This is a genomic window from Serratia sp. YC16, from assembly GCF_009707615.1.
Classification (GTDB): domain Bacteria; phylum Pseudomonadota; class Gammaproteobacteria; order Enterobacterales; family Enterobacteriaceae; genus Serratia; species Serratia surfactantfaciens.
This window is the reverse complement of record NZ_WLYN01000003.1, coordinates 429105-450613: the sequence shown is the minus strand read 5'-3', so window position 1 is coordinate 450613 and position 21509 is coordinate 429105. Positions and strand designations below refer to the sequence as shown.

At 57.6% G+C, this 21509-nt stretch carries 24 protein-coding genes; 13 read left to right on the top strand and 11 right to left on the bottom strand.

Annotation, left to right across the window (positions count from 1 at the left end; all coding sequences use genetic code 11):
• Position 1: 1 nt before the first annotated feature.
• Entirely contained in the window at positions 2-349 is a 348-nt protein-coding gene (locus GKN89_RS14020) for a gamma-glutamylcyclotransferase (protein ID WP_025159589.1), read from the top strand.
• Between the two features lie 53 nt (positions 350-402).
• On the opposite strand, the gene ppa is transcribed toward GKN89_RS14020, so the two are convergent.
• The gene (gene ppa / locus GKN89_RS14015; RefSeq protein WP_004933594.1) at positions 403-933 is read right to left on the bottom strand and encodes an inorganic diphosphatase; all 531 of its coding nucleotides are present in this window, start codon (positions 931-933) and stop codon (positions 403-405) included.
• Between the two features lie 260 nt (positions 934-1193).
• Between ppa and GKN89_RS14010 the strand changes: the two genes are divergently transcribed.
• The gene (locus GKN89_RS14010) at positions 1194-2747 is read left to right on the top strand and encodes a methyl-accepting chemotaxis protein (protein ID WP_154747205.1); all 1554 of its coding nucleotides are present in this window, start codon (positions 1194-1196) and stop codon (positions 2745-2747) included.
• A gap of 44 nt (positions 2748-2791) precedes the next feature.
• On the opposite strand, the gene fbp is transcribed toward GKN89_RS14010, so the two are convergent.
• Positions 2792-3796: a class 1 fructose-bisphosphatase gene (gene fbp, locus GKN89_RS14005; RefSeq protein ID WP_004933587.1), complete on the bottom strand. Its 1005-nt coding sequence runs from the start codon at positions 3794-3796 to the stop codon at positions 2792-2794.
• Positions 3797-3965: 169 nt separating this feature from the next.
• On the opposite strand from fbp, the gene mpl reads away from it, so the two are divergent.
• A complete protein-coding gene (gene mpl / locus GKN89_RS14000; protein ID WP_019453356.1) occupies positions 3966-5345 on the top strand; it encodes a UDP-N-acetylmuramate:L-alanyl-gamma-D-glutamyl-meso-diaminopimelate ligase in 1380 nt (459 codons plus the stop codon).
• A 197-nt stretch (positions 5346-5542) separates the two neighbouring features.
• On the opposite strand, the gene yhcN (GKN89_RS13995) is transcribed toward mpl, so the two are convergent.
• The 3 genes from yhcN (GKN89_RS13995) to argR form a co-directional block, all read right to left on the bottom strand.
• Positions 5543-5806 (bottom strand): peroxide/acid stress response protein YhcN, encoded by a 264-nt coding sequence (yhcN, locus tag GKN89_RS13995; RefSeq protein ID WP_004933578.1) that lies wholly within the window; start codon positions 5804-5806, stop codon positions 5543-5545.
• 120 nt (positions 5807-5926) lie between these two features.
• Positions 5927-6190, bottom strand: a complete 264-nt coding sequence (yhcN, locus tag GKN89_RS13990) for a peroxide/acid stress response protein YhcN (RefSeq protein ID WP_004933574.1) — start codon at positions 6188-6190, stop codon at positions 5927-5929.
• Between the two features lie 403 nt (positions 6191-6593).
• The gene (gene argR, locus GKN89_RS13985; RefSeq protein WP_016929335.1) at positions 6594-7064 is read right to left on the bottom strand and encodes a transcriptional regulator ArgR; all 471 of its coding nucleotides are present in this window, start codon (positions 7062-7064) and stop codon (positions 6594-6596) included.
• 464 nt (positions 7065-7528) lie between these two features.
• Here argR and mdh point away from each other — a divergent pair, with 464 nt between their 5' ends.
• The gene (mdh, locus tag GKN89_RS13980) at positions 7529-8467 is read left to right on the top strand and encodes a malate dehydrogenase (RefSeq protein ID WP_004933569.1); all 939 of its coding nucleotides are present in this window, start codon (positions 7529-7531) and stop codon (positions 8465-8467) included.
• Between the two features lie 67 nt (positions 8468-8534).
• Here the strand turns inward: mdh and GKN89_RS13975 are convergent, their stop codons facing one another.
• Positions 8535-8795 (bottom strand): helix-turn-helix transcriptional regulator, encoded by a 261-nt coding sequence (locus GKN89_RS13975; protein WP_019453353.1) that lies wholly within the window; start codon positions 8793-8795, stop codon positions 8535-8537.
• 182 nt (positions 8796-8977) lie between these two features.
• Between GKN89_RS13975 and GKN89_RS13970 the strand changes: the two genes are divergently transcribed.
• Positions 8978-9334 carry a DNA-binding protein gene (locus tag GKN89_RS13970; RefSeq protein WP_025159590.1) on the top strand — a complete coding sequence of 119 codons (357 nt, stop codon included), beginning with the start codon at positions 8978-8980 and terminating at the stop codon, positions 9332-9334.
• Between the two features lie 50 nt (positions 9335-9384).
• On the opposite strand, the gene ispB is transcribed toward GKN89_RS13970, so the two are convergent.
• Positions 9385-10356: an octaprenyl diphosphate synthase gene (gene ispB, locus GKN89_RS13965; protein ID WP_019453351.1), complete on the bottom strand. Its 972-nt coding sequence runs from the start codon at positions 10354-10356 to the stop codon at positions 9385-9387.
• Positions 10357-10626: 270 nt separating this feature from the next.
• Between ispB and rplU the strand changes: the two genes are divergently transcribed.
• The 4 genes from rplU (at position 10627) to cgtA (ending at position 13479) form a co-directional block, all read left to right on the top strand.
• Positions 10627-10938 carry a 50S ribosomal protein L21 gene (gene rplU / locus GKN89_RS13960; RefSeq protein ID WP_004933561.1) on the top strand — a complete coding sequence of 104 codons (312 nt, stop codon included), beginning with the start codon at positions 10627-10629 and terminating at the stop codon, positions 10936-10938.
• Between the two features lie 17 nt (positions 10939-10955).
• On the top strand, positions 10956-11213 hold the full coding sequence (gene rpmA, locus GKN89_RS13955; RefSeq protein ID WP_004933559.1) for a 50S ribosomal protein L27: 258 nt from the start codon (positions 10956-10958) through the stop codon (positions 11211-11213).
• Positions 11214-11318: 105 nt separating this feature from the next.
• On the top strand, positions 11319-12290 hold the full coding sequence (locus GKN89_RS13950) for a DMT family transporter (protein ID WP_154747204.1): 972 nt from the start codon (positions 11319-11321) through the stop codon (positions 12288-12290).
• A gap of 16 nt (positions 12291-12306) precedes the next feature.
• A complete protein-coding gene (gene cgtA, locus GKN89_RS13945; protein WP_004933553.1) occupies positions 12307-13479 on the top strand; it encodes an Obg family GTPase CgtA in 1173 nt (390 codons plus the stop codon).
• A gap of 36 nt (positions 13480-13515) precedes the next feature.
• On the opposite strand, the gene pmrB is transcribed toward cgtA, so the two are convergent.
• From pmrB to dacB, 3 genes are read right to left on the bottom strand one after another with little or no spacing between them, the layout of a single operon-like run.
• Positions 13516-14577 carry a two-component system sensor histidine kinase PmrB gene (gene pmrB, locus GKN89_RS13940; protein WP_019453349.1) on the bottom strand — a complete coding sequence of 354 codons (1062 nt, stop codon included), beginning with the start codon at positions 14575-14577 and terminating at the stop codon, positions 13516-13518.
• Positions 14574-15236, bottom strand: a complete 663-nt coding sequence (gene pmrA, locus GKN89_RS13935; protein WP_019453348.1) for a two-component system response regulator PmrA — start codon at positions 15234-15236, stop codon at positions 14574-14576. The genes pmrB and pmrA overlap by 4 nt, the downstream gene beginning before the upstream one ends.
• A gap of 8 nt (positions 15237-15244) precedes the next feature.
• Complete coding sequence (gene dacB / locus GKN89_RS13930) at positions 15245-16678, bottom strand: serine-type D-Ala-D-Ala carboxypeptidase (RefSeq protein WP_025159591.1); 1434 nt, start codon at positions 16676-16678, stop codon at positions 15245-15247.
• A 256-nt stretch (positions 16679-16934) separates the two neighbouring features.
• Here dacB and greA point away from each other — a divergent pair, with 256 nt between their 5' ends.
• Positions 16935-17411, top strand: coding sequence for a transcription elongation factor GreA (gene greA / locus GKN89_RS13925; RefSeq protein ID WP_004933539.1), 477 nt, complete (start codon positions 16935-16937; stop codon positions 17409-17411).
• A 112-nt stretch (positions 17412-17523) separates the two neighbouring features.
• On the opposite strand, the gene yhbY is transcribed toward greA, so the two are convergent.
• Positions 17524-17817, bottom strand: a complete 294-nt coding sequence (yhbY, locus tag GKN89_RS13920) for a ribosome assembly RNA-binding protein YhbY (protein WP_004933536.1) — start codon at positions 17815-17817, stop codon at positions 17524-17526.
• Between the two features lie 143 nt (positions 17818-17960).
• Between yhbY and rlmE the strand changes: the two genes are divergently transcribed.
• From rlmE to folP, 3 genes are all read left to right on the top strand, one after another.
• Positions 17961-18590 carry a 23S rRNA (uridine(2552)-2'-O)-methyltransferase RlmE gene (rlmE, locus tag GKN89_RS13915; protein ID WP_004933533.1) on the top strand — a complete coding sequence of 210 codons (630 nt, stop codon included), beginning with the start codon at positions 17961-17963 and terminating at the stop codon, positions 18588-18590.
• A gap of 56 nt (positions 18591-18646) precedes the next feature.
• Positions 18647-20578 (top strand): ATP-dependent zinc metalloprotease FtsH, encoded by a 1932-nt coding sequence (gene ftsH, locus GKN89_RS13910; RefSeq protein ID WP_004933529.1) that lies wholly within the window; start codon positions 18647-18649, stop codon positions 20576-20578.
• 92 nt (positions 20579-20670) lie between these two features.
• Positions 20671-21507 carry a dihydropteroate synthase gene (gene folP / locus GKN89_RS13905; protein WP_019453345.1) on the top strand — a complete coding sequence of 279 codons (837 nt, stop codon included), beginning with the start codon at positions 20671-20673 and terminating at the stop codon, positions 21505-21507.
• Positions 21508-21509: the final 2 nt, after the last annotated feature.

The following is a 21509-nucleotide window of genomic DNA, read 5'->3' as shown; positions in this document are numbered from 1 at the left end:
GATGCGAATAATTGTCTACGGCAGTTTACGACGCAAACAGGGAAACAGCCATTGGATGACCAACGCCCAATGGCTCGGCGAGCACGAGCTCGAAGGCTATCAGATTTATAATCTGGGCCATTACCCGGCGGCGATCCCTGGAGAGGGCACGATACATTGCGAGGTGTATCGTATTAACTCATCGATTCTGGCAGAGCTGGACGAACTGAAAAGCAACACCAAGGACTATAAGCGCGAGCTGATTCAGACGCCTTATGGGAGTGCGTGGATCTACCTGTACAAACACAGCGTGGACGGTTACCCGCGAATTACCAGCGGTGACTGGCTGAAGCGTCTCGAAGAACAGTAAGAAAAAAAACACCGCTCATTGAGCGGTGTTTTTTCATCGGACGGCGGCGAGAATTACTTCTTGGCGGCGCGTTCGAAGGAGGCGATGATTTCCGCTTTAGCCGCGGCAGCGTCTGCCCAGCCTTCCACTTTCACCCATTTGCCTTTTTCCAGATCTTTGTAGTGCTCGAAGAAGTGAGCGATCTGAGCTTTCAGCAGCTCCGGCAGGTCGTTCACGTCTTTCACGTGATCGTACTCTTTAGTCAGCTTGCTGTGCGGTACCGCAACCAGCTTGGCGTCTTCACCGGCTTCGTCGGTCATCTTCAGCACGCCAACCGGACGGCAGCGGATCACGGAACCCGGCTGCAGCGGATATGGCGTTGGGACCAGCACGTCAACCGGGTCACCGTCCAGAGACAGGGTGTGGTTGATGTAGCCGTAGTTGCACGGGTAGAACATTGCGGTGGACATGAAACGGTCAACGAACAGCGCGCCGGTTTCTTTGTCGATTTCGTATTTGATTGGATCGGCGTTGGCCGGGATTTCGATTACTACGTAGATGTCTTCCGGCAGGTCTTTGCCAGCAGGGACCAGATTCAAGCTCATGTCGGTTTCCTTTAATCATCAAACCAGAAATGGAGTGGCGGCTATTATAGCGGACTCTTTTGCGATTTCCTGCCCTTTTCATCGTCGAAAACCCAGTGCCTCTGTGCGCGGAGAATTTCCAGATTAATCCCGCCACGGCATGAAGTTTTGCCTGCGGCTGCCGATAACTTCAACAAACAATAATGAGCCAGCAAAGCTGGCTCCGCGTTTTGCCACCCCTACTACGTCTGATCTCACTATTCTGAAGCCGGGAAGAACTCATGCTAAAAAAGATTACGGTGAAGGCTGGGCTGATCGCCCTGCTGAGCCTGATGACCATGCTGCTGATCATGGTCAGCATTATTGGCGTCAACGCGATTAACGAAGGATCGCGCTCGATCCATACCTTAAACCAGATCCTTGGCGAAGAGCTGGGCTCGCTGGCCAACAGCTCCAACCTGACGCTGCGCGCCCGAACCGCTGCCTCGCTGGCGGTGCGCCAACGGGAGATCGGCCAGACTGATGTCTCCGACGCGACCGTCGGCCGCATCTACGGCTACCTCGAGCAGTCGAACAAGGAAATGGCGCGCTTTGTCGGCGTCGGCACCGTGACCGATCGCGGCCGCGAACTCTCCAACCGCCTGCAAAACAGCTATCGCGCCTATCTGGAACAGGGCGTGAAGCCGATGGCCGCCGCCATCAAGGCCGGCAAGATTGATGAGTATTATCATATCCAGGAGACGCGCATCTCCGCATTGAGCATCGCGTTTGAAAAGGATCTCACCGATTTCCGCAGCTTCGCCATGAAGCTCGGCGCCCAGCAGGTGCATGACGCGGAAAGCAACGCCAGCACCAAGATCTCGCTGATCGTGGTGGCGGGCCTGCTGAGTGTGCTGCTGGCGGTTCTGGCCTGGTTCGCGCTGCGCGTGATCATTCTGCGCCCGTTGGACGAGTCCATCGCGCAGCTGGAACACATCGCCGGCGGCGATCTGACCCATGAGATCCACGGCGAGGGCGATACCGAAATGGGGCGCCTGATACGCGCGATGCAGCGCATGCAGCGGGCGTTGGCCAGTTCGGTCAGCAAAGTGCGCGACGCCAGCAGCCAGATCGACACCGGTTCACGCGAACTGGCGGCCGGTAACCTGCACCTGGCGCAGCGCACCGAAGAATCGGCCGCCTCGTTGGAAGAGACCGCCGCCAGCATGGAGCAACTGACCTCGACGGTGAAAATGAACGCCGAGAACTGCGAACAGGCCAACCAACTGGCGCTGAGCGTGTCCGATATCGCCAACCAGGGCAGCGACGTGGTCAGCCAGGTGATGAGCAAGATGCAGGCGATCACCGACAGTTCACGCCGCATCGCCGATATCATCAGCGTGATGGACGGCATCGCCTTCCAGACCAATATCCTGGCGCTGAACGCGGCGGTAGAAGCGGCGCGCGCCGGTGAACAGGGCCGCGGCTTCGCGGTGGTGGCCGGCGAAGTGCGCAATCTGGCGCAGCGCAGCGCCCAGTCGGCGAAAGAGATCAAAGGGCTGATCGAAGCGTCGCAGAACCGGGTGCAGGAAGGCGAGCAGATGGTGGAGTCGGCGGCGCAGACCATGAGCGGCATCACCGGCGAAGTGGGCCGGGTGACGGCGTTGATGCGTGAGATCTCGGCGGCGACGCGCGAACAAAGCAGCGGTATCGAACAGGTGAACCTGGCGGTGGCGCAGATGGATCAGGTGGCGCAACAGAATGCGGCGCTGGTGGAGGAGTCTGCGGCGGCGACGCGCTCGCTGGAAGATCAGGCTCAGCTGCTGGCGCAGAGCATGGCGGCGTTCAAGCTGTAAGGCGATAAGGGTTCGGCAAGGCGCCGAACCCTACAAAAAACGCGTTACTCGTCCGGGTTTTCGGCGATGAAGCGTTCTGCGTCTTCTACCATCGACTTAGTGCCGACGAAGAATGGCGCGCGCTGGTGCAGTTTCACCGGCGTGATGTCCAGAATGCGGTTTTTACCGTCGCTGGCCTTACCGCCGGCCTGTTCGGCCAGGAACGCCATCGGGTTGCATTCGTACAGCAGGCGCAGCTTGCCCTGTGGGTGGCTGGCGGTGCTTGGGTAGATGTAGATGCCGCCTTTCAGCAGGTTGCGGTGGAAGTCCGCCACCAGAGAACCGATGTAGCGCGAGGTATAAGGGCGCTGCGTCGCTTCGTCCTGCTCCTGGCAGTACTTGATGTATTTCTTCACGCCGAGAGGGAACTTGATGTAGTTGCCTTCGTTGATGGAATACATGTTGCCGCTCGCCGGGAAGCGCACTTTCTCGTGAGAGAGACAGAACACGCCCAGAGACGGGTCGTAAGTGAAGGCGTGGACGCCGTAACCGGTGGTGTACACCAGCATGGTGGACGAACCGTAAACCACATAACCCGCTGCGACCTGGGCGCTGCCCGGCTGCAGGAAGTCTTCTTCGGTCACCGGCGTGCCGACCGGCGTGATGCGACGGTAGATAGAGAAAATCGTACCGACCGAGACGTTGACATCGATGTTGGACGAACCGTCCAACGGATCCATCAATACGACATACTTGGCATTTTCAGCACGCTCGCCGTCGAATATCACGATTTCATCTTCTTCTTCGGAAGCGATACCCGCAACTTCACCGCGCGCTTTCAACGCCGCTTTCAGTTTTTCGTTCGCGTACAGGTCCAGTTTCATCTGAACTTCGCCCTGTACGTTGGACACCCCGCTGGTTCCCAGAATATCAACCAGGCCAGCCTTGTTGATGTCGCGGTGGATGATTTTGGCGCCCAGTTTAATGGCAGAAAGTAACGCGGTCAGCTCGCCGGTGGCGTGCGAGAAGTCGTGCTGTTTCTCGACGATAAATTCGCCTAACGTTTTCATGACACAATCCCTGAATCTACGGATGGATAGCGGCCTGTTAACAAACCGCCAACGTTTTCGCGTGCAGTGTAGCCCAAAGATGCGCGCCATTCATAGGCAAATCCATTTCTTCTGGACGATTCTGAGCGTTAGAATATGCCGACATTCGATGCACTCACATGAGAAACCTATGCGCATTCACATTCTTGGGATCTGTGGCACCTTTATGGGCGGGTTGGCGATGCTGGCGCGCTCACTGGGGCATGACGTCACCGGTTCGGACGCCAACGTCTATCCGCCGATGAGCACGCTGCTGGAGAACCAGGGGATCGATCTTATTCAGGGTTATGATCCAGCCCAGCTGGATCCGGCGCCGGATCTGGTGATCATCGGCAACGCCATGACGCGCGGCAACCCGTGCGTGGAGGCGGTGCTGGAGCGTGGCATCCCTTACGTTTCCGGTCCGCAGTGGCTGCACGACGCCGTGTTGCGCGATCGCTGGGTATTGGCGGTCGCCGGCACCCACGGCAAAACCACCACCGCCGGCATGGCGACCTGGATCCTCGAGGCCTGCGGTTACCAGCCCGGCTTCGTCATCGGCGGCGTGCCGGGCAACTTCGAGGTTTCGGCCCGCCTCGGCGGCAGCCCGTTCTTCGTCATTGAAGCCGACGAGTATGACTGCGCGTTCTTCGACAAGCGCTCCAAATTCGTGCATTACAGCCCGCGCACGCTGATCATGAATAACCTGGAGTTCGACCATGCCGACATCTTCGACGATCTGAAAGCCATCCAGAAACAGTTCCACCATCTGGTGCGTCTGGTGCCGGGCAAAGGCAAGATCATTCTGCCGGACAACGACAGCCACCTGAAACAGGTGATGGCGATGGGCTGCTGGAGCGAGCAGGAGCTGGTGGGGGAAGAGGGCACCTGGCGCGCGCAGAAGCTGACGCCGGACGCCAGCCATTACGCGGTGTTCCTCGACGGCGAGCAGGTCGGCGAAGTGAACTGGGCGCTGGTGGGCGAGCACAACATGCATAACGGTCTGATGGCCATCGCCGCTACCCGCCACGTCGGCGTGCAGCCGGCGGACGCCTGCCGCGCATTGGGCGATTTCATCAATGCCCGCCGCCGCCTGGAGCTGCGCGGCGAAGCCAACGGCGTCACCGTTTACGACGACTTCGCGCACCACCCGACGGCGATCCTGGCCACCCTGGCCGCGCTGCGCGGCAAGGTAGGCGGCACGGCGCGCATTCTGGCGGTGCTGGAACCGCGCTCCAACACCATGAAAATGGGCATCAGCAAAAACGATCTGGCGCCTTCGCTCGGCCGCGCCGACGAGGTGTTCCTGTTCCAGCCGCATCACATTCCGTGGCAGGTGGCGGAAGTGGCGGATGCCTGTGTGCAACCGGCGCACTGGAGTGCGGATCTCGACACGCTGGTGGACATGGTGGTGAAAACCGCACAGCCGGGCGATCACATTCTGGTGATGAGCAACGGCGGTTTTGGCGGCATTCACGATCGCCTGCTGGACGCGCTGGCGAAAAAGCAGGAACCGAAGGTGACCTACTGATCGCTTAGCCGCATCAGCCAACACAAGGGCCGCATTCGCGGCCTTTTTTACGCCCATAAAAAAGCCCTCGCGAGCGAGGGCAACGGGGTTCGTCGGATAGGACGACGAGAGGGTCTCTGGGAAATCGGCGTTTGCGTCAGAACTCGGCAGTGGCAGTGACGAGGGTAATCAGCTCTGCAAAGCCGTTCCCAGAGTTGTTATTTGTAAATCTCGGCGGTGGCGTGGTAGTTGCCTTCGTTACGCGCTTCGATTACGCGGTAGGCGGTCGCGCCTTTCGCGTCGGCTTTCTCCGACAACGCCTGGCGAATGTCGGTCGGCGCGCCGTCGATGCCGCTGACGGTAATGGTGCCGATAGATTGCAGATTGGCGGTCTGATCGTTAGTCACCAACTGGGCGGCGGAGGCGCCGAAGGAGATGACGGACAGCAAACCGAGTGCAGCAACAGTAGTTTTCATGTTCATGATAGCGATCCTTGGTCATAACAGCCTGGAAGGGCTTGGCCGCGATTTTTATTCTTGAAGGCCGTTATGACAGCGTTTGGTTCCAGAGATGTATTGCCCGTTGCCGGGTAATGCCGGTACTTATTTGTAGATTTCAGCGGTCGCGTGGAAGTTGCCGTCGTTACGCGCTTCGATCACGCGGTAAGCGGTCGCCCCTTTGGCGTCGGCTTTATCGGACAGCGCCTGACGAATGTCGGAAGGTGCAGCGGCGACGCCGCTCACGGTGATCACACCGGCGGGCTGCAGTTTTGCGGCCTGGGTTGCATCAACAGATTGTGCTGCGAATGCGCCGAAGGAAAGCATGGACAGAACGCTCAGGGTTGCAACGGTAGCTTTAATTTTCATCATCTCACCTCATCGTATTCTTTTATCAGTTCCAACGAACTGTGACTTAGTTCACGGAAATGAGTATACAGCTAGTAACGCGAAAAATTAATAGTTCGCTAACAGTTGCTAGTGAAACTTTAAACCGGTGAACCTTCTTTTTTATAACCGTAAGGAATAAAAAACGCTTATAAAACGATCTTTCGATGTTAATTTTATGTAATTTCAATGAGGTAAGTGCTTTTGACCAAAAGTGCGGAAGATCACAGTGGGTACTGCTGGCTACATGGAGATGTCATGGAAATGTGTTGTGGCGGGATAAAAAAGCAGTGTTAAACGCGGTTGAGGGCCGAGAAGGTAACGCAGGGGTTAAAGAAGCGCTAACAAAATGCGAACGGTAGCCGCACTTTGTTAGCGCCAGGTTTCACAGCTCTTGCTCGAACACGCCCAGGATCGCTTCATGCAGCTTCTGAGCGGTAAAGCCGCTGGACGGGGTGACGAAAATCGTGTCGTCGCCGGCGATAGTGCCAAGGATGCCCTGGGATTTGCCCAATGAGTCGAGCAGGCGGGCGATCAGCTGTGCGGCGCCGGGGCTGGTGTGGATCACCACGACGGCGTCGTTATGGTCGACGTCCAGCACCAGGTTCTTTAGCGGGCTGGTAGTGGTCGGCACGCCGAGTTCGGCCGGAAGGCAATACACCATTTCCATTTTGGCATTACGCGTACGTACCGCACCGAACTTGGTCAGCATGCGCGATACTTTGGATTGGTTAATGTTTTCGAAGCCTTCTTCTTGCAGCGCCAAAACGATCTCGCCTTGAGAACTGAATTTTTCTTCTTTCAATAACGCTTTGAACGTCTTGATCAGATCTTCCTGTTTTGCGGGATTACGCATTTTGCACCGTGGAAAGTTGATAGTGGAAGCCATGATTATGCATATAGATGAATTTTTATGCAACAGAGGCCGACCCAAAGAAAATAAACATGACCGGGCGGCGAGGAAAGGGCGGCATTTTAACAAAATCCGGCCGCGATGAATATGCCCTTTTGACGACGGAAAATCGGCCCGCAGTAGTAAATAAAATGTTATTAAAATGATGTTGTTCTGATGTTGCGTAAGGGTGTAATGTAACGGCCGGTTAACTTGCTCGTGAATAACCTCGCATTATTTTTGATTAGTGTGCGCTATGCCCTTCATGCGTAAGCGATTTAATCTAAAATGGGCGCGACAGCGGCCATTTTATTACACTGGCAGGCAAGAATTGGCTAATTTATTGTTTTTAAAGGTGTAATAATTTAAGGTCCGTAACCAACACATTCACGGTGCTTTATATATTTAAGATAATAAAGGAGTATAGGATGAAAGTTGCAGTTCTCGGTGCTGCTGGCGGTATCGGCCAGGCCCTCGCCCTTCTACTCAAAACCCAGCTTCCTTCAGGTTCTGAACTCTCTCTCTACGACATTGCCCCCGTTACCCCAGGCGTTGCCGTCGACTTAAGCCACATCCCAACCGCAGTTAAAATCAAAGGCTTCAGCGGCGAAGACGCGACCCCGGCTCTGCACGGCGCGGACGTGGTGCTGATTTCCGCCGGCGTGGCCCGTAAGCCAGGCATGGATCGCTCCGACCTGTTCAACGTTAACGCCGGCATCGTGCGTAACCTGATTGAGCAAGTGGCGAAAACCTGCCCGAAAGCCTGCATCGGCATCATCACCAACCCGGTAAACACCACGGTCGCCATCGCGGCGGAAGTGCTGAAAAAAGCCGGCGTTTACGACAAAAACAAACTGTTCGGCGTGACCTCGCTGGATATCATTCGTTCCAACACCTTCGTGGCCGAGCTGAAAGGCAAGCAGCCTGAAGAACTGAACGTGCCGGTGATCGGCGGCCACTCTGGCGTGACCATCCTGCCTCTGCTGTCGCAGATCCCAGGCGTGAGCTTCACCGATCAGGAAGTGGCGGATCTGACCAAACGCATTCAGAACGCCGGCACCGAAGTGGTGGAAGCCAAAGCCGGTGGCGGATCTGCAACGCTGTCCATGGGCCAGGCGGCCGCACGTTTCGGCCTGTCTCTGGTGCGTGCGCTGCAGGGTGAGAAAGGCGTGGTGGAATGCGCTTACGTTGAAGGCGACGGCAAATACGCTCGCTTCTTCGCGCAGCCGCTGGTGCTGGGCAAAAACGGCGTTGAAGAACGCAAAGATATCGGCACCCTGAGCGCCTTTGAACAAAAAGCGCTGAATGAGATGCTGGACGTGCTGCACAAAGATATCGAGCTGGGCGAGAAGTTCATCAATAACTGATCGTCGCCGCGAGTCAGCCGATAAACGCCGCCGGACGCTGTTCCGGCGGTTTTTTTTTGCCCTGCGTTCACGACTTGATGCGCGCTTTGCGATCCAGCAGGCAATCGCTGTGCGGATCATAATAGCGGCTTGGCCAGATCTCCGAGGGGTGAACGCCTATCGCTTCGGCGATCAGCCATTCTCCTTTCGGCCATGGGCGCGACAGCGCGTTGGCCAGCGTTGATGAGCTTAATCCTGCCTTGCGTGATACCGCCGCCAGCGTGGTGCCCTGCTTGCGTAACGCCGCGATGATATCTGCCGTGTGCCAGTCCTGCTTCCTTGAATTCATGTTTACATTCCTTTTCTGATTAGCCAAAGTTGCGTTAGTGGTATAACTAACGGGTCAAGGTTAGGCGTTTGAACAACGTGAAACGCTTATTCGGAAATCAGAATACCATTAAATTTCCAAAAAATGACCTAAACAGTTTCCAAATAAATGACTTTGCCCACTACTGCCCAGAGATAATGGCTATGAAAAACGAGTGGTTTGCCGCCAAGGAGCTGACAGGCATCGCAGGATTACCTTCCTCACCACAGGGAATCAATCTGATGGCCCGGCGCGAAGGCTGGATCAGCCGCAGGCGCCAAGGCGTGCAGGGAAAAGCGTTGGAGTATCATATCGACAGCCTGCCGGCAGGCGCGCGCAATCTGCTGATGCTGAGGGAAGACGGGGCGGCATATGACCTGGAGCGCCAGGATCCGTTGGCGGTTTGGATCGAGTATTACTACCATCTGACGGAAAGCGAGCGCGAAAAAATGGTGGCTTTCCTGATGCGGGAAGGGATCGGCGGCCTGCTGGCGCGCATCGACGAAGAAAACGAGAGGTAGTCAGGCCCGTGGGCGCGGGCCTGATGAGAACGTTAAGAAACCCAGGTTTCTTAAAATTCGCGCTGTACCGCCAGATGGGCCAGGCCTTCCAGCGCCGTGCGGTGCTCCGAGGCCGGCAAGACCTGCAGCGCGGCGATCGCCTTGTCGGCTTCCTCTTCGGCGCGTTGGCGGGTGTATTCCAGCGAACCGCATTGCTGCATCGCCTGCAATACCGGCTCCAGCAGGTGGCGGCCGTTGCCTTGCTCAATCGCGCCTCGGATCATCTCACGCTGCGCGTCGTCGCCGTTGTGCATCGCGTGCAGCAGCGGCAGGGTCGGTTTCCCTTCGTTCAGATCGTCGCCGGTGTTTTTACCGAGGGTGCTGCCGTCGGCGCTGTAATCGAGCAGATCGTCGATCAGCTGGAAAGCGGTGCCGAGGTAGCGGCCATAATCTTGCAGCGCCTGCTCTTGCTCGGCGCTGGCGCCGGACAGGATCGCCGACGATTGCGCCGCCGCTTCAAACAGACGGGCGGTTTTGCTGTAGATCACCCGCATATAGTTTTCTTCGCTGATGTCAGGATCGTGCACGTTCATCAACTGCAGCACTTCACCTTCGGCGATGACGTTGACCGCCTCCGACATCAACGCCAGCACGCGCAGTGATTCCAGGCTGGTCATCATCTGGAAGGCGCGGGTGTAGATAAAGTCGCCGACCAGCACGCTGGCCGCATTGCCGAACGCGGCATTGGCGGTGGCTTTGCCGCGGCGCATGTCCGATTCGTCGACGACGTCGTCATGCAGCAGCGTGGCGGTATGAATGAACTCGATCAGGGCGGCGACGGTGACGTGCTTGTTGCCTTCATACCCCAACGCTCGCGCCGCCAGGACGGCGATCATCGGCCGGATGCGCTTACCGCCACCGCTGATAATGTAATAGCCAAGCTGATTGATGAGCGTGACATCGGAATTCAGCTGTTCGAGAATTGTTGCGTTCACGGCCGCCATATCTTGCGCGGTTAACTCGGTAATTTGCTCTAGGTTCATTGTATTTTTTTCAGCTGTGTTTCTCTTCACCGCGTTGAGATCGCTGCTCACATCGGTACATGGCGGTAACTGTCCCTATGATTGTACTTGAAAAACGGTTCAGATAAACGCCACGAAAGAAACTGTGTTTTTTTTCTTCTTTTTTGTTCATCTGGTCTTATTCTGCTCTTGTCATGCGCCGCTTTTTTGCGTAGAATTCGCGCCCTATTGTGAATATTTATAGCGCGCTCTGAACTAACACAGTCGGGCACGCGGAAAGCGGAGTTTTATATGTACGCGGTTTTCCAAAGTGGTGGTAAACAACACCGAGTAAGCGAAGGTCAGACCGTTCGCTTGGAAAAGCTGGACATCGCAACTGGTGAAGCGGTTGAGTTTGACCAGATTCTGATGATCGCTAATGGCGAAGATATCAAAATCGGCGTTCCTTTCGTCGATGGCGGCAAGATCAAAGCTGAAGTCGTTGCTCACGGTCGTGGCGAGAAAATTAAGATTGTTAAGTTTCGTCGTCGTAAACACCACCGTAAGCAGCAGGGCCACCGTCAGTGGTTCACTGACGTTAAAATCACCGGCATCAGCGCTTAAGTTAGGAGAGCGGATTAATGGCACACAAAAAGGCTGGCGGCTCGACTCGTAACGGTCGCGATTCAGAAGCTAAACGTCTGGGCGTAAAACGCTTTGGCGGCGAAGCAGTACTGGCAGGCAGCATCATCGTTCGTCAGCGCGGCACCAAATTCCACGCTGGTACCAACGTGGGTTGCGGCAAAGACCACACTCTGTTTGCTTTGAAAGACGGTAAAGTCAAATTCGAAGTTAAAGGCCCGAGCAATCGTAAATTCATCAGCATCGAAGCTGAATAATTTTTCGAGCCTTACGAAATAGATGTAAGCCCCGCAATTCGTTGCGGGGCTTTTTACATTTATGGGCTGCTCAGGTGCGGCCCCGTCAGCGTTGGCGAAGGTGATATGGATACGAAGCAGCAGGTCGGCGTTGGCATTTCCCTGGCGTTAACTACGGCGGTTTGCTGGGGCGCGTTGCCGATCGCGATGAAAGAAGTGCTGGCGGTAATGGAGCCGTTTACCGTCGTCTGGTACCGCTTTACCATGGCCGCGATCGGTTTGGGCGTCATCCTCGCGGTGCGCGGCAAGCTGCCGCCGCTGACGATGTTCCGCCAGCCGCGCTGGCTGCTGCTGTTGGCGATCGCCACGGCAGGGCTGCTGGGCAACTTCGTGTTGTTCAGCTCATCGCTGCAATACCTGAGCCCGACGGCGTCGCAGGTGATTGGCCAGCTGTCGCCGGTCGGCATGATGTTCGCCAGCGTGCTGATCTTAAAAGAGCGCATGCGGGTTACCCAGGCGATCGGCGCGCTGATGCTGATCGGCGGCTTGATGCTGTTCTTCAACGTCAGCCTGGTTGAGATCTTCACCCGGCTGACGGACTATACGCTGGGCGTCATGCTGGGCGTGTGCGCGGCGATGGTCTGGGTGAGCTACGGCGTGGCGCAGAAGGTGTTGTTGCGCCGGCTGGCGTCGCCGCAGATCCTGGTTATGTTGTACACTTTATGTGCGATAGCGTTGTTTCCTCTGGCCAAGCCCGAGGTGATTTTCCAGCTTAGCGGCTGGCAATTGGCGTGCCTGCTGTTTTGCGGCGCCAATACGCTGATCGGCTATGGCGCGCTGGCGGAAGCGATGGCGCGATGGCAGGCGGCGCAGGTGAGCGCGTTGGTGACGCTGACCCCGCTGTTTACCCTGCTGTTTTCAGATTTATTGGCGATGGCCTGGCCTCAGGCGTTCGCCGCGCCGACGTTGAACCTCGTCGGCTATGTTGGCGCGTTTGTGGTTGTGGCGGGCGCTATGTTTTCCGCAATTGGTCACCGGTGGTGGCCGCGACGGGCAGAACCCCCCCAGGTTGCTCCTTTGAAGCAGCCCGGTGAATGATTTACGGAGACGGTAAATGAAGTTTGTAGATGAAGCAGCGATTTTGGTCGTTGCAGGCGACGGCGGCAACGGATGCGTCAGCTTCCGCCGCGAAAAATATATCCCCAACGGTGGGCCTGACGGCGGCGACGGCGGCGACGGCGGCGACGTCTACCTGCTGGCGGACGAAAACCTCAACACCCTGATCGACTACCGTTTTGAGAAGTCTTTCCGCGCCGAGCGTGGCCAGAACGGCCAGAGCCGCGACTGTACCGGTAAACGCGGTAAAGACGTCATCATCAAGGTGCCGGTCGGCACGCGCGTGAAGGATCAGGGCACCGGCGAGATCCTCGGCGACATGACCCGTCACGAGCAGAAGCTGATGGTCGCCAAGGGCGGCTGGCACGGTCTGGGCAACACCCGTTTCAAATCTTCGGTCAACCGTGCGCCGCGTCAGAAGACGCTGGGCACCGCCGGCGAAGCGCGCGATCTGCTGCTGGAACTGTTGCTGCTGGCCGACGTGGGCATGCTGGGTCTGCCGAATGCCGGCAAATCGACCTTCATCCGCGCGGTGTCCGCCGCCAAACCGAAGGTGGCCGACTATCCGTTCACCACCCTGGTGCCGAGCCTGGGCGTGGTGCGCATGGACCACGAGCAGAGCTTTGTGGTCGCCGACATCCCGGGGCTGATCGAGGGCGCATCCGAAGGCGCGGGCCTGGGCATTCGCTTCCTGAAACACCTGGAGCGTTGCCGCGTGCTGCTGCACCTGGTGGACATCGCGCCGATCGACGAATCCGATCCGGTGGAAAACGCCAAAGTCATCATCAACGAATTGAACCAATACAGCGAAAATCTGGCGCAGAAGCCACGCTGGCTGGTGTTCAACAAAATTGATGTGATTGGTGAGGAAGAAGCCGCCGAACGCGCCAAGGCGATTGTGGAAGGCATGGGCTGGGAAGGGAAGTACTACATGATCTCCGCCGCCAACCGCGAAGGCGTCAACGCGCTGTGCTGGGACGTGATGAACTTCATCAACACCCAGCCGAAAGCGATGGCGATCGAAGAAAGCGCACCGGAAAAAGTCGAATTCATGTGGGATGACTACCACCGTGAGCAAATCGCGGAAGTGGAAGCCGAAGCGGAAGATGACTGGGATGACGACTGGGACGAGGACGACGACGAAGGCGTCGAAATCATTTACCAGAAGTAATTCGGTGATCAAGGGCTCAGCAACGCTGGGCCCTTGTTATTTGAGCGCTTTTTCCGGCAGCCAGCACTGGGCGTTCAGGCCGCGTGCATCGCGGCGGTTTTCCAGCGTCAAACGCCCCTGGTGCAGCTGCACGATGCGGATCACGATATTCAACCCCAGCCCGCTGCCGCCGTAGCGTTGATCCATGCGGCGAAACGCCTGCGTCAGCTCCCCGACCATCTCTTCCTTGATCCCCGGGCCATCGTCGATGACCTGCAGCAGATAGCCGTTGTCCTGTGGCGTTAACTGTACCAGTATCGCGCCGCCTTCCGGGCCGTAGCGGTGGGCGTTTTCGACCAGGTTGCGCAGCAGCAGCCGCAGCAGCACCGGATCGCCGTTCACCGCCGCGGCGGCCGGCAATCGCCAGTCCAACGTCTGCCCGCGTTGAGCGGTCATTTCGCCGAGCTCTTCGCGCAGCGGCTGGATCACATCGGCCACCCAATCGAAATGCTGGTAATGGCCGCTGGCGAAGTCTTGCCCGGCGCGCGACAGCATCAACAGTTGCTCGACGGTGTGCATCAGCAGATCGATGCGGGCGATCAGCGCCTGGCTGCCCTTGACCCCCTGTTTTTCCATCAGTTCCAGATGCAGGCGAATGCCGGCCAGCGGCGTGCGCAGCTCATGGGCGGCGTCGGCGGTAAACAGGCGTTCCTGTTGAATGGTGTTGTCCAGCCGTGAGAACAGCTGATTGAGCGCATTGGTGACCGCCACCATCTCCAGACTGTCGCTGTTGATCGGCAGCGGCGTCAGGTTATCGGCAGAGCGCTTTTCCAGCCGCTGCTGCAATTGGTTGAGCGGACGGGTGATCCAGCTGATGGCCCAGAACGACGCCAGCAGCGTGACGATCATCATGATCAGCGAAGGCGCCAACAGCGACGCGATGGCCTCGGCGATCTCGGTATCGACGCGTTCGCTGCGCACTTTGGCAGACAGGGTTTCGTCCACCAGGAAACTGATCTGTTCCTGGCTTTCGTGCCACAGCCAGAAGGCGCTGATGAGTTGCGTGACCAGCAGGATCAGCGCCAGCATCAACAGCAGGCGGCGGCGCATGCTGATCATGACGAAGGTTCCAAACGGTAGCCGATGCCGCGCACGGTGCGGATACGATCCTTGCCCAGTTTGCGGCGCAGGTTGTGGATGTGCACTTCCAGCGTGTTGGAACCCAAATCGTCTTGCCAGGTGTAGAGATCTTGCTGCAGGAGCTCACGGTTAACCGTCTGCCCGGCGCGCATGATCAGGCGCGCCAGGATGGCGAACTCTTTCGGCGTGACCTCCACCGGCTGCTGTTGCAGGTAGACTTGCTGGCTGGACAGGTTCAGCTGCAGGTCGTCCACCTGCATCAGATTGTCGCTGTGGCCCTGGTAGCGGCGCAGGAGGGCGCGCACGCGTGCCTGCAGCTCAACCAATGCGAAGGGTTTGACCAGGTAGTCGTCGGCGCCGGCGTCCAGCCCGTCGACCCGGTCTTCCAGGGCGTCGCGGGCGGTCAGGATCAGCACCGGCAGATCGATCTGCTGGCGGCGCCACTGCCGCAGCAGTGCGGCGCCGTCCATGTCCGGCAGGCCGAGATCCAGGATCACCATGCTGTATTGGCTGGTGATGAGCAGGCTGTTGGCCTCCGCCGCCGTGGCGGCGCAGTCGCAGACATAGCCTTCGCCGGTCAGCGCCAGCGCCAGCCCCTGTTGCAGCAGTTCATCATCCTCAACGACCAGCAGCTTCATGACGATCCTCAGTTGTTTTGGTAAATATCCCGATACAGGCGGCTTTCGAAGCGCACCAGCGGCGCGCGGCGCTGCTTTTGATCTTCCGGCGGCACGGCGTAGCCGGAGAGATACTGCACGAAGGCCATGCGCTGGCCGCTGGCGGTGGTGATGAAGCCCGCCAGGTTGTACACGCCCTGCAGCGCGCCGGTCTTGGCCGACACTTTACCGTCGACACCGGCTTCGTGCAGGCCGCCGCGGTAGCGCAGCGTGCCGTCATAACCGGACAGCGGCAGCATCGAGATGAAGTTCAGCTCGTTGTCGTGCTGCGCGATGTACTGCAGCGCCTGCATCATGGTCGCCGGCGCCAGCAGGTTGTGGCGCGACAGGCCGGAGCCATCGGCGATGATGGTGTTGCCCAGATCGATACCGGCCTTCTGGCGCAGCACCTGCCGAACCGCGTCGGACCCCGCTCGCCAGGTGCCCGGCACGCCGAAGCGTTCGTGGCCGATGGTGCGGAAGACGGTATCGGCGATCATGTTGTCCGATTTCTTCAACATGATCTTCAACAGATCGTGCAGCGGCGCCGACTGGGTTTGCGCGATCACCGTGCCGGTGATGCCGGGACGCGTCTGGCGTTTCAAATGCCCGTCGATCTGGATGCCGGCCTGCGTCAGTTCGTCTTTCAGGATCGCACCCGCATAGCTGGCGCCGTCCTGGATGGCGAAGGCCAACGGCAGCGGTTCGCTGCGCTGCGTCAGGCAGCCGGTCAGGGTAAAGCGGTTCAGTTCGCCCGGCACCACGTCCAGCTCGCAGTACTGCGCGTCTGCGGAACCGCGCGCCAGAGTGCGCACCTGGCTGAACATATTGACCGGATAATAGGAGGCGACGCGGATAAACGCCATGTCGCCCGGGTTCGGCGCGCTGTACAGCGAGACCGAGAAACAGTTGCGATCGACGATGGCGGCGGCCGGCGGCGCGCTGAAGCACTGCGTCAGATCGTTCCACGGCCAGCCGGGCGCTTTGTCATGGCTGGCGAAGACCGAGGTATCGACCAGCACGTCGCCGCTGATTTGGCGCACGCCCTGTTTCTTCAGGACGGCGACCATATTGCGCAGGCTCTGACGTTTGAAGGTCGGATCGCCGCTGAAGCGGGCGATCAGGTTGCCGCGCAGTACGCCGTCGCGGATATCGCCCTGGCTCTCCAGCGTGGTGGTGAAACGGTAATCGGGCCCGAGTTGCAGCAATGCCGCCAGCGCCGTCAGCACTTTTTGGGTACTGGCCGGCAGCGCCATTTGCTGAGAGTGGTAATCGATCGTCGGCGAGCCGGCGCCGATCTTCTGAACGACCAGGGCAAGGTTGGCCCCATCAGGCAGATATTGTGTGTACTCTTCAACCGGGGCCGCATTCGCATTCAGAACAAATGCGCAAGCCAATGCACTGACAATTCGTGAAAAACGCATAATCTCGGGATAACAGCTGGATAACGTGCCGTCATACTACGGTGCAATCAGGGAAAAAGTAAACGATGACCCTCAAGGAACTCTAGGCTAAAATGCGTATCAAAATGCAAAACCGATCTTGGCTTGGGCCCCGTTCCGAGTCAGGTTTCTTTTGTTTGTCGCCTGGAGGCGGGTGGCGCTATGCCAACCGTGTTTTCATACGAATACGTCAGGATGACGGTTATTTGAACAGGAAAGATTTAGAGGTATTTATACGATGAACCAAATTCCGATGACCTTGTTTGGCGCTGAAAAACTGCGCGAAGAGCTCGAATATCTGAAAAGCGTGCGCCGCCCGAAAATCATTGCGGATATCGCTGAAGCGCGCGAACACGGCGATCTGAAAGAGAACGCCGAGTACCACGCCGCCCGCGAACAGCAGGGTTTCTGCGAAGGCCGCATTCAGGAAATCGAAGCCAAGCTGTCCAATGCTCAGGTGATCGACATCACCAAAATGCCGAACACCGGCCGGGTGATCTTCGGCGCCACCGTATCGGTGATGAATCTGGATAGTGAAGAAGAAGTGACTTACCGCATCGTTGGCGACGATGAGGCCGATTTCAAGAAAAATCTGATTTCGGTAAACTCGCCGATGGCGCGCGGACTGATCGGCAAAGAGCAAGACGATGTGGTGGTGATCAAAACCCCAGGCGGCGACGTCGAGTATGAGATCCTGAAGGTTGAGTATCTCTGATCGAGGCCGTTGGTCATTAATGCGCCAACGTTTTGTAAAGATAGGAAAAAGGCCGCAAGCGGCCTTTTATCTTCGTCAGGCGCATGGCACCTTTTCTTTAACCTGATGGTTATTAACGCGGTAGACTGATCTTGCGCTCTTTCGAAGGGCGGTAAAGAATAAGCGTACTGCCGATAACCTGCACATTGCAGGCGCCCGTTTCGCGCACGATAGCGTCGGCGATCAGGGTCTTGGTTTCGCGATCTTCAGCGGCGATTTTTACCTTGATCAGCTCATGATGCTCCAGAGCCTGTTCAATTTCAGCCAGCACCCCTTCGGTAAGACCGTTATTGCCCAGCATCACCACCGGTTTTAACGGATGCGCCAGGCCTTTCAGGTGCTGTTTTTGTTTATTATTCAGATTCATTGTCTTTTTTGCTTAAGTTGGGATTGAAAACGGTACATTCTACCGCCATCTCATGTATATCACCAAATCGGTCTTCACCGGTGTGAGTCTACGTGAGCAGCGACCCTGACATAAGACTCTTTTTATGATAGTTGGAAAACGAGATGGCTAATAAAAAGCGTTCGGCTAGCTCCAGTCGCTGGTTACAAGAACACTTTAGCGATAAATATGTGCAGCAGGCGCAGAAAAAGGGACTGCGATCCCGTGCCTGGTTTAAACTTGATGAAATACAGCAGAGCGACAAACTGTTCAAGCCGGGCATGACCGTGGTTGACCTGGGCGCCGCGCCGGGCGGTTGGTCGCAGTATGTGGTCACCCAAATCGGCGGTACCGGTCGCATCATCGCCTGTGATATTTTGCCAATGGATCCTATCGTTGGCGTCGATTTCCTTCAGGGCGATTTTCGTGATGAACTGGTGCTGAAGGCACTGTTGGAACGAGTAGGCGAGAGTAAGGTTCAGGTGGTCATGTCCGATATGGCCCCGAATATGAGTGGCACCCCGGCCGTCGATATTCCAAGGTCGATGTATCTGGTGGAGTTGGCGCTGGATATGTGTCGTGATGTCCTCGCACCAGGCGGAAGTTTCCTGGTGAAGGTGTTCCAGGGAGATGGCTTTGACGAGTACCTACGGGAAATTCGCTCCCTGTTTACGAAGGTTAAGATTCGTAAGCCAGACGCTTCCCGCGCCCGTTCGCGCGAAGTGTACATTGTAGCGACAGGGCGCAAACTGTAGTACCCTAACGCTGTTTGTTAACACAGTTGTAAGATGAGGTTAATCCCTTGAGTGACATGGCGAAAAACCTAATTCTCTGGTTAGTCATCGCAGTAGTGTTGATGTCTGTATTCCAGAGCTTTGGGCCCAGCGAGTCGAATGGCCGTAGGGTGGATTACTCTACCTTCATGTCCGAACTGACCCAGGACCAGGTTCGCGAAGCGCGAATCAACGGGCGTGAAATTAACGTTACCAAGAAAGACAGTAACAAATACACGACCTACATCCCTGTCAACGATCCGAAGTTGCTGGATACGTTGTTAACGAAGAATGTAAAAGTTGTCGGCGAGCCGCCTGAAGAGCCGAGCCTGCTGGCTTCTATCTTTATCTCGTGGTTCCCGATGCTGTTGCTGATCGGGGTCTGGATCTTCTTTATGCGGCAAATGCAGGGCGGCGGCGGCAAGGGCGCGATGTCCTTCGGCAAGAGCAAGGCCCGCATGCTGACGGAAGACCAAATCAAGACCACTTTCGCCGACGTTGCCGGTTGTGACGAAGCGAAAGAAGAGGTGAGCGAACTGGTGGAATACCTGCGCGAACCGAGCCGTTTCCAGAAGCTGGGCGGCAAGATCCCGAAAGGCGTGCTGATGGTTGGCCCGCCGGGGACCGGTAAAACGCTGTTGGCGAAAGCGATCGCCGGCGAAGCGAAGGTGCCGTTCTTCACCATTTCCGGTTCTGACTTCGTCGAAATGTTCGTCGGCGTGGGTGCATCCCGTGTGCGTGACATGTTCGAACAAGCGAAAAAAGCTGCGCCGTGCATCATCTTCATCGATGAAATCGACGCCGTCGGTCGCCAGCGTGGCGCCGGCCTGGGTGGCGGTCACGATGAGCGCGAGCAAACCCTGAACCAGATGCTGGTTGAGATGGACGGTTTTGAAGGCAACGAGGGCATCATCGTCATCGCGGCTACCAACCGTCCGGACGTGCTTGACCCTGCGCTGCTGCGTCCAGGCCGTTTCGACCGTCAGGTCGTGGTCGGGCTGCCGGATGTGCGTGGCCGTGAGCAGATTCTGAAGGTGCACATGCGCCGCGTGCCGTTGGCCGCCGACATCGACGCCTCCGTCATTGCGCGCGGTACGCCGGGCTTCTCCGGTGCTGACCTGGCTAACCTGGTCAACGAAGCGGCGCTGTTCGCCGCCCGCGGCAACAAGCGCGTGGTGTCGATGGTGGAGTTCGAGAAAGCCAAAGACAAGATCATGATGGGTGCGGAACGTCGCTCCATGGTGATGACCGAAGCGCAGAAAGAGTCGACCGCGTATCACGAAGCGGGCCACGCCATCATTGGTCGCTTGGTTCCTGAACACGATCCGGTGCACAAGGTCACCATCATTCCTCGTGGCCGTGCGCTTGGCGTGACCTTCTTCCTGCCGGAAGGGGATGCGATCAGCGCCAGCCGTCAGAAGCTGGAGAGCCAAATCTCCACCCTGTACGGCGGCCGTCTGGCGGAAGAGATCATCTACGGGCCGGAAAAAGTGTCTACCGGCGCGTCGAACGACATCAAAGTGGCGACCTCCATCGCCCGCAACATGGTGACCCAATGGGGCTTCTCCGAGAAGCTGGGGCCGCTGCTGTATGCGGAAGAAGAGGGTGAAGTGTTCCTGGGCCGTTCCGTGGCCAAGGCGAAGCACATGTCGGATGAGACCGCGCGTATCATCGACCAGGAAGTGAAGTCGCTGATCGAACGCAACTACACGCGTGCTCGCTCGCTGCTGATGGAAAACATGGACATCCTGCATTCGATGAAGGATGCGCTGATGAAGTATGAAACCATCGATGCGCCGCAGATCGACGATCTGATGAACCGCAAAGACGTGCGTCCGCCGGCAGGCTGGGACGATGCGAACAAAGGCAACAGCTCCGACAACGGTGGCACCCCGAAAGCCCCGACGCCGGTAGATGAGCCGCGCACCCCAACGCCGGGCAACACCATGTCCGAACAGCTCGACAAGTAACAACGGCTGTGTAATAACATCAAACCCCGGTAAGCCGGGGTTTTTTTTTGCCCGGCGGGCAGTGAACCAGGCAACAGTAAGGTGGATCAACCATGCAGTTAACCGTGCGCGACATGACGCTCAATCTCTCCCATCCGCAGGTGATGGGTATCCTCAACGTGACGCCGGATTCGTTTTCAGACGGCGGCCGTCACAACACCCTGAACCAGGCTCTGCTGCACGCGCACGCGCTGATTTCAGCCGGCGCCACGATGATCGACGTCGGCGGCGAATCGACAAGGCCGGGGGCGGCGGAGGTGAGCGAAGAGGAAGAATTGGAACGGGTCGTGCCGGTGGTGGAAGCGCTGGCGCAGCGCTTCGAGGTCTTTATCTCGGTCGATACTTCGAAGGCGGGCGTGATCCGCGAATCGGCGCAGGCCGGCGCACATCTGATCAACGACATCCGTTCTCTGCAGGAGCCGGGCGCTCTGACGGCGGCGGCGGAAAGCGGCCTGCCGGTCTGCCTGATGCACATGCAGGGGCAGCCGCGCACCATGCAGCAGGCGCCGCACTACGACGATCTGATCGCCGATGTTCAGACGTTTTTTGAACACCATATCCGGCGCTGCAATGAGGCGGGGATAACAAATCAGAAATTGCTGCTCGACCCCGGCTTCGGTTTCGGTAAAAATTTGGCGCACAACTATCAGCTTCTGGCTCGGTTGTCGGAGTTTCATCGGTTCGGTTTGCCGCTGCTGGTCGGCATGTCGCGCAAATCGATGATTGGACAACTGCTGAACGTGCCGCCGGATCAACGGGTTATCGGCAGCGTGGCCTGTGCAGTGATCGCGGCAATGCAGGGTGCGCAGATTGTCAGAGTGCATGACGTTAAAGAAACCGTCGAGGCGATGCGTGTCGTCGAGGCAACACTTTCAGCAAAGGGACAGTAAGA

Excerpts from the sequence above, each read along its gene's own strand:
- ftsH (WP_004933529.1), top strand. The coding sequence starts at position 18,647 with ATGGCGAAAAACCTAATTCTCTGGTTAGTCATCGCAGTAGTGTTGATG.
- ispB (WP_019453351.1), bottom strand. The coding sequence starts at position 10,356 with ATGAACCTAGAGCAAATTACCGAGTTAACCGCGCAAGATATGGCGGCC.
- greA (WP_004933539.1), top strand. The coding sequence starts at position 16,935 with ATGAACCAAATTCCGATGACCTTGTTTGGCGCTGAAAAACTGCGCGAA.
- GKN89_RS13950 (WP_154747204.1), top strand. The coding sequence starts at position 11,319 with ATGGATACGAAGCAGCAGGTCGGCGTTGGCATTTCCCTGGCGTTAACT.
- rpmA (WP_004933559.1), top strand. The coding sequence starts at position 10,956 with ATGGCACACAAAAAGGCTGGCGGCTCGACTCGTAACGGTCGCGATTCA.
- dacB (WP_025159591.1), bottom strand. The coding sequence starts at position 16,678 with ATGCGTTTTTCACGAATTGTCAGTGCATTGGCTTGCGCATTTGTTCTG.
- yhcN (WP_004933578.1), bottom strand. The coding sequence starts at position 5,806 with ATGAACATGAAAACTACTGTTGCTGCACTCGGTTTGCTGTCCGTCATC.
- folP (WP_019453345.1), top strand. The coding sequence starts at position 20,671 with ATGCAGTTAACCGTGCGCGACATGACGCTCAATCTCTCCCATCCGCAG.
- GKN89_RS14020 (WP_025159589.1), top strand. The coding sequence starts at position 2 with ATGCGAATAATTGTCTACGGCAGTTTACGACGCAAACAGGGAAACAGC.
- yhbY (WP_004933536.1), bottom strand. The coding sequence starts at position 17,817 with ATGAATCTGAATAATAAACAAAAACAGCACCTGAAAGGCCTGGCGCAT.
- GKN89_RS14010 (WP_154747205.1), top strand. The coding sequence starts at position 1,194 with ATGCTAAAAAAGATTACGGTGAAGGCTGGGCTGATCGCCCTGCTGAGC.
- GKN89_RS13975 (WP_019453353.1), bottom strand. The coding sequence starts at position 8,795 with ATGAATTCAAGGAAGCAGGACTGGCACACGGCAGATATCATCGCGGCG.
- mpl (WP_019453356.1), top strand. The coding sequence starts at position 3,966 with ATGCGCATTCACATTCTTGGGATCTGTGGCACCTTTATGGGCGGGTTG.
- ppa (WP_004933594.1), bottom strand. The coding sequence starts at position 933 with ATGAGCTTGAATCTGGTCCCTGCTGGCAAAGACCTGCCGGAAGACATC.
- cgtA (WP_004933553.1), top strand. The coding sequence starts at position 12,307 with ATGAAGTTTGTAGATGAAGCAGCGATTTTGGTCGTTGCAGGCGACGGC.
- yhcN (WP_004933574.1), bottom strand. The coding sequence starts at position 6,190 with ATGAAAATTAAAGCTACCGTTGCAACCCTGAGCGTTCTGTCCATGCTT.
- rlmE (WP_004933533.1), top strand. The coding sequence starts at position 17,961 with ATGGCTAATAAAAAGCGTTCGGCTAGCTCCAGTCGCTGGTTACAAGAA.
- pmrB (WP_019453349.1), bottom strand. The coding sequence starts at position 14,577 with ATGATCAGCATGCGCCGCCGCCTGCTGTTGATGCTGGCGCTGATCCTG.
- mdh (WP_004933569.1), top strand. The coding sequence starts at position 7,529 with ATGAAAGTTGCAGTTCTCGGTGCTGCTGGCGGTATCGGCCAGGCCCTC.
- pmrA (WP_019453348.1), bottom strand. The coding sequence starts at position 15,236 with ATGAAGCTGCTGGTCGTTGAGGATGATGAACTGCTGCAACAGGGGCTG.
- fbp (WP_004933587.1), bottom strand. The coding sequence starts at position 3,796 with ATGAAAACGTTAGGCGAATTTATCGTCGAGAAACAGCACGACTTCTCG.
- rplU (WP_004933561.1), top strand. The coding sequence starts at position 10,627 with ATGTACGCGGTTTTCCAAAGTGGTGGTAAACAACACCGAGTAAGCGAA.
- argR (WP_016929335.1), bottom strand. The coding sequence starts at position 7,064 with ATGCGTAATCCCGCAAAACAGGAAGATCTGATCAAGACGTTCAAAGCG.
- GKN89_RS13970 (WP_025159590.1), top strand. The coding sequence starts at position 8,978 with ATGAAAAACGAGTGGTTTGCCGCCAAGGAGCTGACAGGCATCGCAGGA.